Source organism: Saccharothrix variisporea, assembly GCF_003634995.1.
In the GTDB taxonomy this organism is placed as follows: domain Bacteria; phylum Actinomycetota; class Actinomycetes; order Mycobacteriales; family Pseudonocardiaceae; genus Actinosynnema; species Actinosynnema variisporeum.
This window is the reverse complement of record NZ_RBXR01000001.1, coordinates 1,734,172-1,750,025: the sequence shown is the minus strand read 5'-3', so window position 1 is coordinate 1,750,025 and position 15,854 is coordinate 1,734,172. Positions and strand designations below refer to the sequence as shown.

Here is a 15,854-nt window from a genome sequence, read left to right as displayed (position 1 = left end):
CGGCGGTCAGGGTGTGTTGGGTTCGGGTAGGCCGGCGGCGACCTGGGTGATCGCCTCGCGGACCAGGGGCTTGAGCGGGACCGGGGGGTCGGCGTGGACCCAGCGGTCGGTCGCGACCTGGATGGCCGCGCCGACCGAGGCCGCCACCAGGCGGGGGTAGAGCTGCTCGACGTCGGTGCCCGTGCGTTCGGCGATGGCCCGCGCCAGCTCGCGCTCGATCTCCGTGCCGGCTCGGGACAGCTCGCCGATGAGGGCGGGCTCGCTGACCATCAGCCGGACGCCGGCGGTCCACTCCGGTTGCGGCTCCGCCTCGCTGCCGAACTCGGCCAGCACGGCCTCCGTGATCGCCTCCCACAGCGGCTCCTCCCGCGGGCGCAGCCGCACCTGGGCGGTGAGCCTGCGCACGCGGTCCACGTGCCGCCACGTGATCGCCTCGGCCTTGCTGGAGAAGTAGTTGTTGAAGGTGCGGGCCGACACCCCCGCCGCCGCGGCGATGTCCTCCACCAGGACGTTCTCCAGGCCGCGCTCGACCGCCAGCCGCAGCGCCGCCCAGCTCAACGCCTGGCGGGTCTCCAGCTTCTTGCGCTCACGCAAGCCCATTCCGTCGTCCATGTGATCAAGGTACCAGAAGTTGCGGGCCCCGCAAGTTTTCGGGGCACGCAACTTTGGGGTGATTGTGTGCGCCCGTTCGGGGGATGGGAGGATGAGCCCCCGTGAAGACCTTCGACGAGCTGTTCGCCGAGCTGAGCGAACGCGCCCGCACCCGCCCCGAGGGCTCCGCCACCGCAGCGGCCCTGGCGGCGGGCGTCCATGCGCAGGGCAAGAAGGTGCTCGAGGAGGCCGGTGAGGTCTGGATCGCCGCGGAGCACGAGTCCGACGAGCGGCTGGCCGAGGAGGTCTCCCAACTGCTGTACCGGGTGCAGGTGCTCATGCTCGGCCGCGGGCTGACCCTCGAAGACGTGTACAAGCACCTGTGAGCTGACTTGGCCGGGGTGCTCAGCGGGTTCGTGCCCATCTGGGTGCTCACGGTCGTCGGGTTCGTCGCCGCGCGCACCAACGTGCTCGGCGACCGCGCCGAAACGGTGCTCGGCCGGTTCGCGTTCTACCTCGCCATGCCGGCGGTCCTGTTCACGACCCTGCTCAACGGCAAGCCTGGCGCGTTGGCGAACAAGGGCGTGCTGGCGTTCGTCATCGCCACCTTCGTGGTCGGTGCGATCGGCCTGCTCGTGCACTGGAAGGCCTTCGGCCGCCCGCTGCCCGACCGGACGCTCGCCGCGATGGCGGGCGCCTACGTCAACTCCGGCAACCTCGGCATCCCGGTGGCGGTCGGCATCCTCGGCGACTCGTCGTTCATGGTCGCCGTGCTGCTGTTCCAGCCGGTTTTCGTGATGCCGATGGTCCTGGCGGCCGTCGAGGTCGGTTCCGGCAAGCGCGGCGGCACGCTGAAGACCCTGGTCACGCTGCCCGTGCGCAACCCGATCATCCTCGCCTCGCTGCTGGGCGTGGTGGTCGGCGCGACCGGGTGGCGACCGCCGGACCTGGTGCTGGAACCGCTGGCGGCACTGGGTTCCGCGGGCGTGCCCACGGCGTTGGTGGTGCTGGGCATGTCGTTGGGCGGGATGCGCCTGCCGGACCGGGCGGGCCGTGCGCAGCTCGGCGTGACCGTGCTGCTCAAGCTCCTGCTGCACCCGCTGGTGACGTTCCTGGGCTGCCTGGCGCTGGGCGTGGACGGGCCGCTGCGGCTGGCCGCCGTGGTGTGCGCGGCCCTGCCGACCGCCCAGAACGTCTACGTGCTGGCCCGCCAGTACCGGCCGGACGCCCGGCTGCCCCGCGACGCCGTGCTGCTGTCCACGGCCCTGTCGATGATCACGTTGTCAGTGGTGACCGTGCTGCTCCAGTAGCGCCAGCACCTCGGCGTCCGTGGTCTGGTCGAACCGCCGGTAGAACCGCCCGACCGAGCGGAAGTCGGCACGTTCGCGCGGGCACACCACCAGGTCGGCCACCCGGGACAGCTCCCGCACGGCCTCCGTGGCGCCCACGGGCACCGCCAGCACCAGCCGCCGCGGACCGGCCGCCCGCGCCTCGCGCAACGCCGCCCGCGCGGTCACGCCCGTGGCCAGGCCGTCGTCCACGACCAGGACGTCCCGCCCGGCGGGGTCATGCCGTCCCGCCTGGTAGACGTCGAGCCTGCGACGCGCTTCCCGGCGCTCCTCCTCGACGGTCGGCGCCAGGTCGGCCGGCGACACGCCGAGGTACGCCAGCGCGCGGGCGTCGAAGATCGGCTCGCCGGAGGCGGTCACCGCGCCGACCCCGAACTCCGGCCGGCCCGGCGCACCGATCTTGCGCGCCACCGCCACGTCCAGGTCCGCGCCCAGCGCCGCCGCCACCTCGTGCGCCACCGGCACACCACCCCGCGCCAAGCCGAGGACCAGCGGATTCGTCCACTCGAAGCGCCGCAACGCGCGGGCCAGGACCCGGCCCGCGTCGGCGCGGTCCGCGAACTTCACCCCACCATCGTGGCGGGGGCGCGGCAGGCCCGCACAGGCTCAGCGTTCCCGCACGTACAAGGCCTGCGCGGTGCGGCCCACCGGACCCAGCTCGTCGTGCAGCACGCTGCCGGCCACCCCGACCCCGGACGGTCCCACCACGGTCTGGGCGTCTAGCGCGAACCACTCGCCGACCGGCTCGCGGTGCAGGTGCACCGACAGGTCGGTGTTGATCGCGTACCACTTCGAGATGTCCAGCCGGGACGACACCCCGCTCGCCGAGTCGGCCACCGTGAACAGCCGCTGCGCCGCCGTCGCCTCCTCACCCGCCACGACCTGGGCCAACGGGCGCGCCCACACCACCGCGTCACCGGGCGTGAAGATGCCGCCGGACACCGACCGCCACTCCATCGCCGCCAGGTACCCGCACTGCCAATCGTCCGGGATCGTCATCGGCGCGCACGCCGCCGGCGGCACCAGGGACTCGCCCTCGCCCGACGCGACCGCCGCCGTGTCGCCGGACACGACCCGCCACGCCCGCGCCCGCAGCACCGGCCGCCCGTCGTGGGACAGGGCGGCGGACAGCAGCTCCACCGACCGCCCCGGCCGTTCCAGCACCGCCTCGACGGTCAGCTCCGCCACCGGCACCGGGCCCAGCACCTCGAAGGTCACCCGGGACAGCACCGTGCCCTCCCGCGGGGCGCACCGCTCCAGCTCGCGTACCAGCAGCGCCGACGGTGGACCCAGGTGCTGGTGCTCGTCGGTCCACGGCCCGGCGGTGTGCCCGGTCGCGCGGAACCGGTGCTCGTCCAGCTGCTCGAAGAACGCCGTCATCTAGTCCGCCCTGTCCAGTGCCGTCTCCACGCCCGCGTCCGGCTCCGGCCACCCCGGGTAGGGCGGCGGTGTGCCGTCGAACGCCGGGCACAGCGCCTTGTGGTCGCAGTAGTCGCACAGCCTGCTCGGGCTGGGCCGGAAGTCGCCGGACTTCGCCGCGCGCAGGATGGCGTCCCAGATCGCCTCCAGCGTGCGCTCGAACCGCGCGAGCTCCGCCTCGTCCGGTGTGTAGGCCAGCGCCTGCCGGTCCGCCAGGTACATCAGCCGCAGCTGGCGCGGCACCACCCCGCGCAGCCGCCACAGCACCAGGGCGTAGAACTTCATCTGGAACAGCGCCTTGGCCTCGCCGACCTCGCGCGGCGCGGCGCCGGTCTTGTAGTCGACCACCCGGATCTCGCCGGTCGGCGCCACGTCCACGCGGTCGATGTAGCCGCGCAGCAGGACGCCGGAGGGCAGTTCCCACTCGACCAGCAGCTCCCGGGCCTCCGGGTCGAACCGGCGCGGGTCCTCCAGCCCGAAGTAGCCCTCCAGCAGCCCTTCCGCGGAGGCCAGCCACTCGGCCTGCTCGGCCGCGTCCTCGGCGGTGAACAGGTCGGCGAACTCCGGGCGCTCGGCGCGCACCCGCTCCCACGCGGGGCCGATCAGCTCGCGGGCGCGCTCGGGCAGGCGCTGGTCGGCGGGCAGGCCGAACAGGTCTTCCAGGACGGCGTGCACGACGGTGCCGCGCACCTGCGCCTTGGTCGGCTTCTCCGGCAGCCGGTCCACCGCGCGGAAGCGGTACAGCAGCGGGCACTGCTTGAAGTCGCCCGCTCTCGACGGGGACAGCGCGGGCCTGCGCACTGGGCGTTCGGAGATCGTCGGCACTGCCATGCCCAAGACCTTAGGGGACACCACCGACAAGATCGGGTTGTGCGCGGGTCACAGCGTCAACACACCGCAACCCCTAGGCTTTCGCCGTGGTGACGGAGCAGAGCTGGCGGCGGGTCGGGCGGGACGGCGGGTTGCCGTTGTTCCGCGTGGCCGGCATCCCCGTGCTGCTCGCGCCTTCCTGGTGGCTCGGGTCGGCGGCGATCGTCGTGCTGTACGCGCCGATGGTCGAGCGTCTCGTGCCGGGCACGGGCGGCACCGCCGGGGTGTTGCTCGCCGCCACGCTCGCGCTCCTCCTCGGGCTCTCCGTGCTGGCCCACGAACTCGGGCACAGCCTGGTCGCGCTGCGGCTGGGGATGCCCGTGCGGCGGTTGCGGCTGTTCCTGCTCGGCGGCGTGTCGGAGATGATGCGCACCCCGGACAACCCGCGCCACGAAGGGTTGATCGCCGCGGGTGGTCCGGTGGTGTCGATCCTGCTCGCGGGGGCCTTCTCCCTGGGGGCGTTCGCCATCCCGTACCGGGACGCGGTGTGGTTGCTGATCGCGCAGACCGCGTTCGCCAACGCCGCCGTGGCCGTGTTCAACCTCCTGCCGGGCCTGCCGCTGGACGGTGGGCGCATCCTGCGGGCGGGGGTGTGGTCGATCACCGGGCGGCGGGCGGCGGGCACCAAGGCGGCCGTCGTGGGCGGTGGCGTGGTGGCCGTGCTCCTGGTCGCCTGGGCCGTGATGGGGCTGCTCGACGGCGCCGAGGACCGGTGGTTGGTGTTCGGCGTGTGCCTGATCACGGCGTGGGTCGTGGTCGCGGGCGCGCGGGGCGAGTTGACCGCGGAACGCCGTCGCACCTGGCCGGAGGGGCTCACGTTGAGCCAGCTCATGCAGCCGGTGTTGCAACTGCCCGCCGAGAGCCCGGTGTCGGGCGCGCTCACCGCCTCCGCCGGTCGCGGTGTCGTGCTGGTGCGCGCGGACGGTGTCGCCGCGGGCCTGCTGGACCGGGGCATGGCCGAACGCCTGGCCAGCACGTCCCCGCACGCGCCCGCCGAGCAGGCCGCCGTCCCGATCCGGCCGGAGACCGTGCTGCTGGAGAACGAGACCGGTGACGAGGTGGCCGAACGGGTCATGGGCACCCCCGCCTGGGAGTACCTGGTGGTGGACCTCGAGGGCCGGCCGTCGGGCGTGCTGCGCCGCGCGGACCTCAAGGCCGCGCTCGACCGCGGTTAGAGCAGCCCGGCTTCCTGCGCGAGAATCGCCGCCTGCACCCGCGACCGCAGGTCCAGCTTGGTCAGCACCCGCGACACGTGCGTCTTCACGGTCGTCTCGCCGATGTGCAGCTTTCGCCCGATCTGGTGATTGGACAGGCCTTCGCCGAGGCACCGCAGCACCTCCACCTCCCGATCGGTCAACGCGTCCAGCGCCGCCGGCCGGGGCTTGGGCGCCGCCGCCGCGAACTGGGCGATCACCCGCCGGGTCACGCTCGGCGCCAGCACGCCGTCGCCCGCCGCGACCTGCCGGACCGCGTCCACCAGGGCCGCCGCCTCGACGGACTTGAGCAGGAACCCGGCCGCGCCCGCCCGCAGCGCCCCGTGCACGTACTCGTCCAGGTCGAACGTGGTCAGCACCAGCACCGCGCACACCCCGGACAGCTGCCGGGTCGCCTCGATGCCGTCCGTCCCGGGCATCCGGATGTCCATCAGCACCACGTCGGGCCGCAGCGCGCGGGCCATCCGCACGGCCGCCGCACCGTCCGACGCCTCACCCACGACCTCGACGTCCGGCGCGCCGCCGAGGATCAGCACCAGGCCCGCCCGGATCGCCGCGTGGTCGTCGGCCACCACCACCCGGATCACAGCGGCAGCTCCGCCCGCACGACCCACTCCGCCCCGTCCGGACCCGCCGCGAAGGTCCCGCCCACCGCGTGCGCCCGTTCCGCCATGCTCACCAAACCCGTCCCCGACCCCTCGCCGGCCGTCCGCACCGCGTTGCGCACCACCAGCACCAACCGCCTGACCTGCCGTTCCACCCGCACGGACGCGTCGGCGCCGTGTTTCAGGGCGTTCGTCAGCGACTCCTGCAAGATCCGGTAGGCCGCCAGGTCCACCGCCACCGGCAGCCCGTCGACGTCGTCCGCCGCGTACTCCACCGCGAGGCCGCCCGCCCGCGCCGACTCCACCAGCCGCGACGCGTCCGCCAGTCGCACGGTGACCGGCTCGTCCACCGGGTCGTCGGCCCGCAGCACGTCGATCATGGTCCGCATCTCCGCCAGCGACGCGAGGCTGTTTTCCCGGACCGACCGGAGCACCGTGCGCACGGTGTCGGAGTCCGCGGGCATCGACAGGACCGCCTCGGACTGGATCGCGATCGCCGACAGGTGCCCGGCGACCACGTCGTGCAGGTCACGCGCCATCCGGGCGCGCTCGGCGTCCACCGCCGCCCGCCGGTCCAGCTCCGCGATCCGGGCCAGCTGCTCGGCGCTGTCGCGGTGCTGCCGGACGTTGGTCGCCCACCACACCGGTATCACGACCAGCGAGAACATCTGCAAGCCCGCGTTGAGCGACTCGCGCCAGTCGGCGTTGAGCACGCCCACGGCCAGCGTCACGCCCAGCGAGGCCACGGCCACCGCGCCGATCAGCACCCGGTGCAGCCGCCGCGAACCGTCCAGCGTCGCCACGAACAGCACGTCGATGAACACCATCACCACCGGGACGCCCAGCCCGCGGGTCAGGTCCAGCAGCACCGCGCCGCACACGAGGACCAGCGCCAGGGCCGGGGCCGTGCGGCGGACCAGCGTGCCCAGGCACCCGAGCGCCAGGATCGCCAGCCGCGCCCACAGCGGGGTGGGCAGGTCGTCGCGGCCCAGCGCCAGGTCCAGCCCACCCGCGTAGATGATCGTCCCGAGGGTGAAGAAACCGAGCGTGACCAGCACTTCTCGGCGTTTCGGGCGGATCTGCACCCCGGAATCACAACACACCTCCGGTGCGGGCTGCGTCCTACGAAGTGATGACCTCCGGTCGATCCAGTCGCCGACGCGGCGCACCGCCCGTGAACAGCACGCTTGTCCCGTGGTTGATCCGTTGGTCGTGGTGATCGTGGCGTGCGAAGTGGGGCTGTGGGTCGTGCTCGGCCTGGGGCTGCTCGCCCGGTACGTGCTGCGCATGCGCAAGGTGGGTGGCGTGCTGCTGGTGTGCACGCCGTTGGTGGACGTCGTGCTGCTCGTGGCGACCGTGGTCGACCTGCGGGGCGGGGGCGAGGCCAACGGCGCACACGGGCTCGCGGCCATCTACCTGGGTGTGAGCGTGGCGTTCGGGCACAGCATGCTGCGCTGGGCCGACCAGCGGGTCGCGCACCGGTTCGCCGGTGGGCCGCCGCCGTGGCGACCGCCGAGAAGGGGGCGCGCGAGGGTGCGCTACGAGTGGCGCGAGTGGGGGAAGTTCGTCCTCGCGTGGGCGGTCACCGCGGCGGTGATCACGCTGCTGGTGTTGGTCGTGGGGGACCCCGGGCGCACTCAGGCGCTGTGGGGACAGTTGTGGGGCATGACCGTCGTGGGACTGATCTGGCTGGTCGGGTGGCCGGTGTACCACTCGGTCGCGGAGGCGGCCGGACGACGAGGCCGCTGAGGGCGGGGCGCGGGGCTTCTGCGACCATCGTGCGCTGTTGTTCCGCACTTAAGCAGGAGGTTCGCCGCGGTGAGCACCGCCAGTGGTCCGTTCCAGCCCGGAGACCGGGTGCAGTTGACCGACCCGAAGGGACGGCACTACACGATCGTGCTCGAACCGGGCAAGGAGTACCACACCCACCGCGGCGCGCTGTCGCACGACAAGCTGATCGGGCAGCCCGAGGGGTCGGTGGTGCAGTCCGTGGGCGGCACGTCGTTCCTGGCGCTGCGGCCCCTGCTGGCCGACTACGTGCTGTCCATGCCGCGCGGCGCGCAGGTGATCTACCCCAAGGACGCCGCCCAGATCGTGATGTACGGGGACGTCTTCCCCGGTGCGCGGGTGCTGGAGGCCGGGGCCGGGTCGGGTGCGCTGACGTGCTCGCTGCTGCGGGCCGTGGGGGAGAAGGGCAGCGTGACCTCCTACGAGGTGCGCCAGGACCACGCCGACCACGCCGTGCGCAACGTCGAGCAGTTCTTCGGCGAGCGGCCCGGTAACTGGTCGTTGACGGTCGGTGACGTGGCGTCGCACGAGGGTGAGGTGGACCGGGTCGTCCTGGACATGCTCGCGCCCTGGGACGTGTTGCCGACGATCTCGAAGGCCTTGATCCCCGGTGGTGTCCTGGTGGTGTACGTGGCCACGACGACCCAGCTGTCGAAGGTGACCGAGGCGATCCGGGAGCAGCAGCACTGGACCGAGCCGCAGGCGTGGGAGACCCTCGTGCGGCCGTGGCACGTGGTGGGGCTGGCCGTGCGGCCGGAGCACCGCATGATCGCGCACACCGCGTTCCTGCTGACCACCCGGCGGCTGGCCGACGGGGTCACGCCGCCTCGGCCGCAGCGGCGGCCGTCGAAGGGCTGATCACCGGCCTGACCAGGCAAAACGGCCCGTGCGCAGGGGTGCGCACGGGCCGTTGGGGCAGGTGGGTCAGCTGCCGATGCCTTCGAGGTCCTTGTACATGCCGCAGATCTTCCAGTCGCCGTCTTCCTTCACCATCTCGATGGTGTAGTCCTTGTCCTTGAACAGGTCCTTGTACTTGGACGGCACGTTGGAGTAGGCGACCTTCGCCTGGGCCGTGGCCTTGTCCCCGGTCTCGGTGACCTCGCCCAGCGTGTGCTTGGCCTTCATGTCCTTGAAGTCGTTCTCGGTCGCCGCGCTCGCCGGGGTGTCCTTGGCCTTGTCGCGGAACTCGTCGAACTTCGACTGGTCGCCTTTGCACAGCAGCTTGCGGAACGAGTCCGCGTCCGCGTCGGAGTCGGAGTTCTTGTTCAGCAGGGCCACGTAGGACTCGGCGGTGTCCTTGGGCGAGCTGCCGCCCACGAGCGTCACCAGCAGGACCGCGACGACGGCGATCACGACGACGCCGACACCGCCCAGGACCCACGGCAGGGCGCTCTTCTTGCGCGGCGCGCCGTAAGGATCACCGAAACCACCCGGTTGGCCGTAACCGGGCTGACCGAACTGGCCGGGCGGCCCGTACGGCTGCGGGCCGGCACCCGGCGCGCCGGGGTGACCGGGCGGCGGGAAACCACCCGGAGGCGGCCCGTAGGGCTGCTGCTGCCCACCCTGTGGGAAACCCTGCGGCGGTGGCGGGAACCCGCCAGGCTGCCCGCCGAACCCCTGCTGCGGACCGAATTGGCCTGGTTGTTGGCCGAATCCACCCGGCTGCTGACCGTACGGTCCCGGCTGCTGAGGGGGGACGGACATCACATGCTCCTAGAACTTTGCGCTGGTGACGGGCGAGGATGCCCGGAACACGAAAGGTGACCCGAACTAGGACGCACCGTAGCGGGCAGGAGGTTCCGTCAGACACCGATATGGAGCAGTTCATCCGGCCGAGCGGGCGGAATGTGTGATCACACGACCGCCGGGAACCCGGTCGATGGCCGCTTTTGTCGGTGATCGCCGGTACCGTTGTCGTACGAACACGGGAGGAGGGTGCCGACATGCAGCACGGTCATCCCGGCAGCCAGCCCGATGAGGGTGGCGAGCTGAACAAGGGCAACAACTCTGGTGAGCTGACAGCGCAGATCAGGTTCCTGGAGGACGAGATCGCGTTGTTGCGCCGCAAGCTGACCGAATCCCCCAGGCACGTCCGCTTGCTCGAGCAGCGGTTGGCGGAAGCCACGGAACGTGTCAGCCAACTGACCGAGCGCAATACGAAGCTCATCGACACCCTTCGAGAAGCACGGAGCCAACTGCTCGCCCTGCGCGAGGAAGTGGACCGCCTGGCGCAGCCGCCGAGCGGTTACGGCGTGTTCCTGGCGCGGTTCGAGGACGGCACGGTCGACGTGTTCACCTCCGGCCGCCGCATGCGGGTCTCGGTGTCGCCCGCGGTCGAGACGGCGTCGCTGGTGCTGGGCCAGTCGGTCCGGCTCAACGAGGCGCTGACCGTCGTCGAGGGCGGCGGTTTCGAGCGGACCGGCGAGGTCTGCACGCTGCGCGAGGTGCTGGAGTCCGAGGAGGGGTCCTCCATCGGGCGCGCGCTGGTCGTCGGGCACGCCGACGAGGAGCGCGTGGTGTGGTTGGCGCAGCCGCTGATGGACTCGCCGTTGAAGGCGGGCGACTCGCTGCTGGTCGACTCGAAGGCGGGCTTCGCCTACGAGCGGGTCCCCAAGGCCGAGGTCGAGGACCTCGTGCTGGAGGAGGTCCCGGACGTCAAGTACGAGGACATCGGTGGTCTGTTCCGGCAGATCGAGCAGATCCGCGACGCGGTGGAGCTGCCGTTCCTGCACGCCGACCTGTTCCGCGAGTACAAGCTGCGCCCGCCCAAGGGCGTGCTGCTCTACGGCCCTCCCGGGTGCGGCAAGACCCTCATCGCCAAGGCCGTGGCGAACTCGCTGGCCAAGCAGGTCGCGGCGGCCCGCGGCGACGACCGGCGCGAGGCCAAGAGCTACTTCCTCAACATCAAGGGCCCGGAGCTGCTCAACAAGTTCGTCGGCGAGACCGAGCGGCACATCCGGCTGATCTTCCAGCGGGCGCGCGAGAAGGCGTCCGAGGGCACCCCGGTGATCGTGTTCTTCGACGAGATGGACTCGATCTTCCGCACCCGCGGCTCCGGCGTGTCCTCCGACGTCGAGACCACGATCGTCCCCCAGCTGCTCTCGGAGATCGACGGCGTCGAGGGCCTGGAGAACGTGATCGTGATCGGCGCGTCCAACCGGGAGGACATGATCGACCCGGCGATCCTGCGGCCGGGCCGGCTCGACGTCAAGATCAAGATCGAGCGTCCCGACGCCGAGGGCGCCAAGGACATCTTCAACAAGTACCTCACGCCCGACCTGCCGATCCACGCCGACGACCTGGCGGAGTTCGGCGGCGACCCGGTGGCCTGCATCGAGGGCATGGTGCAGCACACCGTCGAGCGGATGTACGAGGAGTCGGAGGAGAACCGGTTCCTGGAGGTGACCTACGCCAACGGCGACAAGGAGGTCCTGTACTTCCGGGACTTCAACTCCGGCGCGATGATCCAGAACATCGTCGACCGGGCCAAGAAGGCGGCCATCAAGTCGCTGCTGGACACCAAGCAGCCGGGTCTGTCGGTGCGGCACCTGCTCGACGCGATCGTGGACGAGTTCGCGGAGAACGAGGACCTGCCGAACACGACCAACCCGGACGACTGGGCCCGGATCTCCGGCAAGAAGGGGGAGCGGATCGTCTACATCCGCACCCTCGTCACCGGCAAGAACCAGGAGTCCGGTCGGGCGATCGACACGGCCACCAACACCGGCCAGTACCTGTAGGCACTCTCCCCGGGAAGCCCGTCCACCTCGCGTGGGCGGGCTTCCCGCATGTCCGGGCCCGGTCGCGGGTAGTCGTCCGGGCATGGGGTGGTGGGCTGGGGCGCTGTTGGCGTGCTACGCGGCGGCGGTCTTCTTCACGGCCAAGGACGCGGGGCACTTCTCGGCGCTGTCGATCGCGGTCGTGGTGGTGCTGGCGGTCGGCGCGGTGGCGACGTGGACCGGGCGGCGGGTCGGGCTGTGGGTCGGGCTGGGCACGAGCGTGGCGGCGGCGGTGTCGCTGCTGGTCCTGGCGTTGCGGGACGGGGAGACGTCCGGGTTGTGGCTGGCCGGCGCGGCGGTCGCGCCGGCTCTGATGATCGTGGGGCGGTTCGTGCGGCGGCCCGCGGAGGAGCGTCCGGACCGGACGTGGCTGTGGTTCCTGGTCTTCGGCGTGCTCGGGGTGGTGGGCGGCGGGGTGCTCCTGGTCTGGTGGGGGTGGCCGGCGCTGGGCGTGGCGGTGTTCTCGGCCGGGGCGGCGCTGTTCGGCGCCCTGCTCGGTGGGCGGGTGCCCGCGCGGTGGCGGGTTCCGGGCCTGCTCACCGCGTTCGCGGCGATGGCCGGCGGGACCGGGCTCGGGGCGGTCTGGTTCGCGCTGGACGGGCGGTTCGGGGGAGCGTGGGCGTTCGGCCTGGCGGCAGCGGCGCTGCTGTGGGGACTGGCCCTGCTCGTGGTGCGCGCCGCGCGTGGTCGGCCGGTGTCGTGGGTGGTCAGCCGCCCGCCGACACCAGACCCGACTCGTACGCCGCGATGACCAGTTGTGCCCGGTCGCGGGCCTGGAGCTTGTGCAGCAGTCGTCCGATGTGGGTCTTCACGGTGCCCACGGACAGGTGCAGGGTCTGGGTGATCTCGGTGTTCGACAGGCCGCGCGCGATCAGGGCCAGCACCTCGCGTTCGCGGTCGGTGATGCCGTCCAGGCGGACGGCACGGGTCTCGGGCAGGCGGGCGAACTCCGCGATCAACCGCCTGGTCACGGACGGCGACAGCAGGCCGTCACCGTCCGCTACGACCCGGATCGCGGTCAGCAGTTCGGCGGGCGGTGTGTCCTTGAGCAGGAAGCCGCTGGCGCCCGCGCGCAGCGCCGAATACACGTATTCGTCCAGGTCGAACGTGGTCAGGATGAGCACCCGCGACCCCGGCGACGACACCGCCACCTCCCGCGTGGCCGCGATGCCGTCCATGCCGGGCATCCGCACGTCCATCAGCACCACGTCCGGCCGCGTGCGGGTCACCACCCGCACCGCCTCCGCCCCGTCACCGGCCTCGCCGACGACCCGCAGGTCCGGCGCGGAGTCCACCAGCACCCGGAAGCTGCCGCGCAGCAGCGCCTGGTCGTCCACCACCACGACGTCGATCACGCGAACGGCACCTCCGCCCGCACCTGGAACCCGCCACCGCCGCGCGGACCCGCCGCGAACGTCCCCCCGTACACCGCCACCCGCTCCCGCATCCCGATCAACCCGTGCCCGCCGCCACCGGTGAGCACCCGTTCCCCCGGACCGTCGTCGGTGACCGCGACCCGCACCGACGACTCGCCCACCGCCACCTCGACCCGACACCGCGCTGGTGCCGCGTGCTTGACCACGTTGGTCACCGACTCCTGCACGATCCGGTACACCGTCAGCCCCAACGCGTCGGGCAGCGGACCGCCGGACACGTCCAGCTCCACCGGCACGCCCGCGAGCCCGGCCCGCTCGACCAGGCCGGGGAGGTCGTCCAGGCCCGGCATGGGCTCCAGTTCCGCCGCCGAGTCCTCCGAGCGCAGCACGCCCAGCAGCCGCCGCATCTCCACCAGCGTGCCCCGGCTCGTGGTCTCGATGACGGCCAGCGCCTCCCGGGCCAGCTCCGGCTGCGTGTCGGCCACGTGGTTGGCGATGCCCGCCTTCACCGTGATCAACGACAGGCTGTGCGCGACCACGTCGTGCAGCTCGCGCGCGATGCGCAGCCGTTCGTCGGCGACCGCCTTGGCGGCCTCGTCGGCGGCGGCGCGGTCGGCGAAGGCGCGGCGGACGCGCGTGGAGTGGCCCAGCGCCCACGACCCGCTCAGCAGCACCGCCACCACGATCGCCAGGCCCACGTCGTCGGGCCACGGCTCGGCGTGGAAGATTGTGGCCGCACCGACCACCAGCGAGTACCCCAGCACCGCCACCGACCGGGTGCGTGGCGCGGTCGCGGCGGCCATGTAGAGGGCGAACGCGGCGGCCGAGTACGGCTCGCGGGTCATGTGCAGGACGGTGGCCAGGCCCAGTGCGGTCACCACGACCAGCGCCACGGTCAGCGGCCACTTCCGGCGCACCGCCAGCGGCAGCCCGACCAGCGCGGCGAGCGCGTAGCCCAGCCAGTTCGGGCCGTCGCTGTCCGCGACGAACTCGGTGTAGACCAGCGTCACGAGCACGCCCGCCACCACGTCCAGCAGGTACAGGTAGACCGTGGGCAGCCAGGCGGGCAGACGTGATCGCACGCCGCTGACGGTATCCGGGGCGACAGCGCCCGACATCGGACCACGGTCCGACCCGGCTCGAAGACCGCCGTCCGATCCGTTCGAGGTCCCGCCCGACGACGCTGGCGGCCGTGATCGAAGTACGCGAACTCACCAAGCGCTACGGCGCCCACCGGGCCGTGGACGGGCTCAGCTTCCAGGTCGAACCCGGCTACGTGGCCGGCTTCCTCGGGCCCAACGGCGCCGGCAAGTCCACGACCATGCGCGCGGTCCTCGGCCTGGACCGCCCCACCAGCGGCGAGGCCCTGGTCGGCGGCCGGCGCTACGCCGACATCCCCCGACCGCTGCACCACGTCGGCGCGCTCCTCGACGCGAACGCCGTGCACGGCGGCCGAAGCGCCTACAACCACCTCCGGGTCCTGGCGCGCAGCAACGGCATCGGCGTCAAGCGGGTCGTGGAGGTGCTGGAACAGGTCGGGCTCGCCGGTGTCGCACGCCGCCGGGTCGGCACGTTGTCGCTGGGCATGAAGCAGCGGTTGGGGGTCGCGGCGGCCCTGCTCGGCGACCCGGCGGTGCTGCTGTTCGACGAACCGGTCAACGGCCTGGACCCGGAGGGCATCCGCTGGATCCGCCACCTGATGCGCGGCCTGGCGGCGGAGGGCCGCACGGTGCTGGTGTCCAGCCACCTGATGAGCGAGATGGCGCTGACCGCCGACCGGGTCGTGGTGATCGGGCGCGGCCGGCTCATCCTCGAAGCCTCGATGCGGGAGCTGACCGAGCGGTTCCAGCGGGATGTCCTGGTCCGGGCGGCTACCAGCGGGAACTGGCGGCCGTGGTCGAACGCCTCGGCGCGACCGTCCGGCACGAGGACGGTGCACTCCTGGTGCACGGCCTGAGCGCCTACGACATCGGCGAGGCCGCCGCCCACCGGCGCATCCCGGTGCACGAGCTCACCCCGCGCAGCGCGTCGCTGGAGGACGCCTACCTGGAGCTGACCGACGACAGCGTGGAGTACCGGACGGTGGCCCGATGACCGACGTGCCGGCCTCGGAGTTCCTCAAGCTGCGGACCGTCCGCTCGACGGTCTACCTGCTGGTGGCGCTGGTCCTGGCGCTGGCTGCGGGCGTGCTGGTGTCCTACCTGATGACCGCCGACTACGACAGCCAGCCGCCGGACGTGCAGGCCCACTTCGGCACGGCCGACCCGGGCGTGGTGGTGCTGCCGTTCGGGCAGTTCGTGCTGGGTGTGCTGGGCGCGCTGGCGGTGACCTCGGAGTACGGCAGCGGCATGATCCGCACGGCCCTGGTCAGCGTCCCGCGCCGCCGGTCGCTGCTGCTGGCCAAGACCGCCGTCGTCGGCGGGGTGTCGGTGGTCGTGGGTGCGGTGGTGACGTTCCTGGGGTTCCTGTTCGGCGAACTGGTCACGGGCGACCGGCCCAAGCCGATCTCGGCCTACGACTCGCTGTCCGAGGCGGTGCCGACGCTGCTGGCGAACACGGCCTCGCTGACCACGATGGGCCTGTTCGGGCTGGGTCTGGGCTTCCTGCTGCGGTCCACCGCGGGCGCGTTGGTGACGTTGTGCGGGCTGCTGTTCGTGCTGCCGGGCATCACGCTGCTGCTGCCCGCGCCGTGGAACGACCGGCTGTACGCGATCATGCCGCCGGTCCTCGCCCCACAGCTGGCGGGGGAGCTGCCGGGTGCGCCGCTGGGGCAGTGGGCAGCCGGTCTGGTGATGGTGGCGTACCTCGTGGTCGCGCTCGGGGGCGGTGCGCTGGTGCTGCTGCGCCGAGACGCCTGAGGTGC

17 protein-coding genes and 1 pseudogene are annotated in these 15,854 nt (G+C 72.3%); 9 read left to right on the top strand and 9 right to left on the bottom strand.

All coding sequences use genetic code 11. From position 1 onward, the window contains the following. Positions 1-6 precede the first annotated feature (6 nt). A complete protein-coding gene (locus tag DFJ66_RS07420) occupies positions 7-612 on the bottom strand; it encodes an acyl-CoA-like ligand-binding transcription factor (protein ID WP_121219215.1) in 606 nt (201 codons plus the stop codon). A gap of 101 nt (positions 613-713) precedes the next feature. Here DFJ66_RS07420 and DFJ66_RS07415 point away from each other — a divergent pair, with 101 nt between their 5' ends. Together DFJ66_RS07415 and DFJ66_RS07410 are read left to right on the top strand one after the other, a co-directional pair. After that, the gene (locus tag DFJ66_RS07415; RefSeq protein WP_121219213.1) at positions 714-977 is read left to right on the top strand and encodes a phosphoribosyl-ATP diphosphatase; all 264 of its coding nucleotides are present in this window, start codon (positions 714-716) and stop codon (positions 975-977) included. Positions 978-992: 15 nt separating this feature from the next. Beyond that, positions 993-1,901, top strand: coding sequence for an AEC family transporter (locus DFJ66_RS07410; RefSeq protein WP_246030178.1), 909 nt, complete (start codon positions 993-995; stop codon positions 1,899-1,901). On the opposite strand, the gene DFJ66_RS07405 is transcribed toward DFJ66_RS07410, so the two are convergent. Genes DFJ66_RS07405 through DFJ66_RS07395 form a run of 3 tightly spaced genes read right to left on the bottom strand, consistent with a single transcriptional unit; the run spans position 1,875 to position 4,190 of the window. After that, on the bottom strand, positions 1,875-2,507 hold the full coding sequence (locus DFJ66_RS07405; RefSeq protein ID WP_121219209.1) for a phosphoribosyltransferase: 633 nt from the start codon (positions 2,505-2,507) through the stop codon (positions 1,875-1,877). The two genes, DFJ66_RS07410 and DFJ66_RS07405, sit on opposite strands and share 27 nt — an antisense overlap. A 39-nt stretch (positions 2,508-2,546) precedes the next feature. After that, complete coding sequence (locus tag DFJ66_RS07400; protein WP_121219207.1) at positions 2,547-3,320, bottom strand: thioesterase family protein; 774 nt, start codon at positions 3,318-3,320, stop codon at positions 2,547-2,549. Then, positions 3,321-4,190: a RecB family exonuclease gene (locus tag DFJ66_RS07395; protein ID WP_121219205.1), complete on the bottom strand. Its 870-nt coding sequence runs from the start codon at positions 4,188-4,190 to the stop codon at positions 3,321-3,323. 86 nt (positions 4,191-4,276) lie between these two features. Between DFJ66_RS07395 and DFJ66_RS07390 the strand changes: the two genes are divergently transcribed. Then, positions 4,277-5,404, top strand: coding sequence for a site-2 protease family protein (locus DFJ66_RS07390; protein WP_121219203.1), 1,128 nt, complete (start codon positions 4,277-4,279; stop codon positions 5,402-5,404). Here the strand turns inward: DFJ66_RS07390 and DFJ66_RS07385 are convergent. Next, positions 5,401-6,030, bottom strand: a complete 630-nt coding sequence (locus tag DFJ66_RS07385; RefSeq protein ID WP_121219201.1) for a response regulator — start codon at positions 6,028-6,030, stop codon at positions 5,401-5,403. The genes DFJ66_RS07390 and DFJ66_RS07385 overlap by 4 nt on opposite strands. After that, positions 6,027-7,133, bottom strand: a complete 1,107-nt coding sequence (locus tag DFJ66_RS44920; RefSeq protein WP_281276602.1) for a sensor histidine kinase — start codon at positions 7,131-7,133, stop codon at positions 6,027-6,029. Before DFJ66_RS44920 ends, DFJ66_RS07385 begins: the two co-directional genes overlap by 4 nt. Before the next feature lie 109 nt (positions 7,134-7,242). Between DFJ66_RS44920 and DFJ66_RS07375 the strand changes: the two genes are divergently transcribed. Together DFJ66_RS07375 and DFJ66_RS07370 are read left to right on the top strand one after the other, a co-directional pair. Continuing rightward, positions 7,243-7,797 carry a hypothetical protein gene (locus DFJ66_RS07375; RefSeq protein ID WP_121230812.1) on the top strand — a complete coding sequence of 185 codons (555 nt, stop codon included), beginning with the start codon at positions 7,243-7,245 and terminating at the stop codon, positions 7,795-7,797. Between the two features lie 69 nt (positions 7,798-7,866). Next, a complete protein-coding gene (locus tag DFJ66_RS07370) occupies positions 7,867-8,694 on the top strand; it encodes a tRNA (adenine-N1)-methyltransferase (protein ID WP_121219199.1) in 828 nt (275 codons plus the stop codon). A 66-nt stretch (positions 8,695-8,760) separates the two neighbouring features. Here DFJ66_RS07370 and DFJ66_RS07365 read toward each other — a convergent pair whose 3' ends face one another. Then, positions 8,761-9,540 carry an Rv0361 family membrane protein gene (locus DFJ66_RS07365; protein WP_121219197.1) on the bottom strand — a complete coding sequence of 260 codons (780 nt, stop codon included), beginning with the start codon at positions 9,538-9,540 and terminating at the stop codon, positions 8,761-8,763. A gap of 239 nt (positions 9,541-9,779) precedes the next feature. On the opposite strand from DFJ66_RS07365, the gene arc reads away from it, so the two are divergent. After that, positions 9,780-11,576, top strand: a complete 1,797-nt coding sequence (gene arc / locus DFJ66_RS07360; RefSeq protein WP_121219195.1) for a proteasome ATPase — start codon at positions 9,780-9,782, stop codon at positions 11,574-11,576. 82 nt (positions 11,577-11,658) lie between these two features. Then, complete coding sequence (locus DFJ66_RS07355; protein ID WP_121219193.1) at positions 11,659-12,366, top strand: hypothetical protein; 708 nt, start codon at positions 11,659-11,661, stop codon at positions 12,364-12,366. Here the strand turns inward: DFJ66_RS07355 and DFJ66_RS07350 are convergent. After that, positions 12,323-12,970 carry a response regulator gene (locus DFJ66_RS07350; protein ID WP_121219191.1) on the bottom strand — a complete coding sequence of 216 codons (648 nt, stop codon included), beginning with the start codon at positions 12,968-12,970 and terminating at the stop codon, positions 12,323-12,325. The two genes, DFJ66_RS07355 and DFJ66_RS07350, sit on opposite strands and share 44 nt — an antisense overlap. Continuing rightward, on the bottom strand, positions 12,967-14,073 hold the full coding sequence (locus DFJ66_RS07345) for a sensor histidine kinase (RefSeq protein ID WP_121219190.1): 1,107 nt from the start codon (positions 14,071-14,073) through the stop codon (positions 12,967-12,969). Before DFJ66_RS07345 ends, DFJ66_RS07350 begins: the two co-directional genes overlap by 4 nt. A 110-nt stretch (positions 14,074-14,183) precedes the next feature. On the opposite strand from DFJ66_RS07345, the pseudogene DFJ66_RS07340 reads away from it, so the two are divergent. Both DFJ66_RS07340 and DFJ66_RS07335 read left to right on the top strand, forming a co-directional pair. Continuing rightward, positions 14,184-15,085, top strand: a pseudogene (locus tag DFJ66_RS07340) (ABC transporter ATP-binding protein). Then, the gene (locus tag DFJ66_RS07335) at positions 15,082-15,849 is read left to right on the top strand and encodes an ABC transporter permease (RefSeq protein WP_121219187.1); all 768 of its coding nucleotides are present in this window, start codon (positions 15,082-15,084) and stop codon (positions 15,847-15,849) included. The pseudogene DFJ66_RS07340 and the gene DFJ66_RS07335 overlap by 4 nt, the downstream one beginning before the upstream one ends. Positions 15,850-15,854: the final 5 nt, after the last annotated feature.

Bases quoted from the DNA above. Each gene is read 5' to 3' on its own strand.
- DFJ66_RS07400 (WP_121219207.1), bottom strand. From the start codon at position 3,320: ATGACGGCGTTCTTCGAGCAGCTGGACGAGCACCGGTTCCGCGCGACC.
- DFJ66_RS07395 (WP_121219205.1), bottom strand. From the start codon at position 4,190: ATGGCAGTGCCGACGATCTCCGAACGCCCAGTGCGCAGGCCCGCGCTG.
- DFJ66_RS07420 (WP_121219215.1), bottom strand. From the start codon at position 612: ATGGACGACGGAATGGGCTTGCGTGAGCGCAAGAAGCTGGAGACCCGC.
- arc (WP_121219195.1), top strand. From the start codon at position 9,780: ATGCAGCACGGTCATCCCGGCAGCCAGCCCGATGAGGGTGGCGAGCTG.
- DFJ66_RS07355 (WP_121219193.1), top strand. From the start codon at position 11,659: ATGGGGTGGTGGGCTGGGGCGCTGTTGGCGTGCTACGCGGCGGCGGTC.
- DFJ66_RS07335 (WP_121219187.1), top strand. From the start codon at position 15,082: ATGACCGACGTGCCGGCCTCGGAGTTCCTCAAGCTGCGGACCGTCCGC.
- DFJ66_RS07365 (WP_121219197.1), bottom strand. From the start codon at position 9,540: ATGTCCGTCCCCCCTCAGCAGCCGGGACCGTACGGTCAGCAGCCGGGT.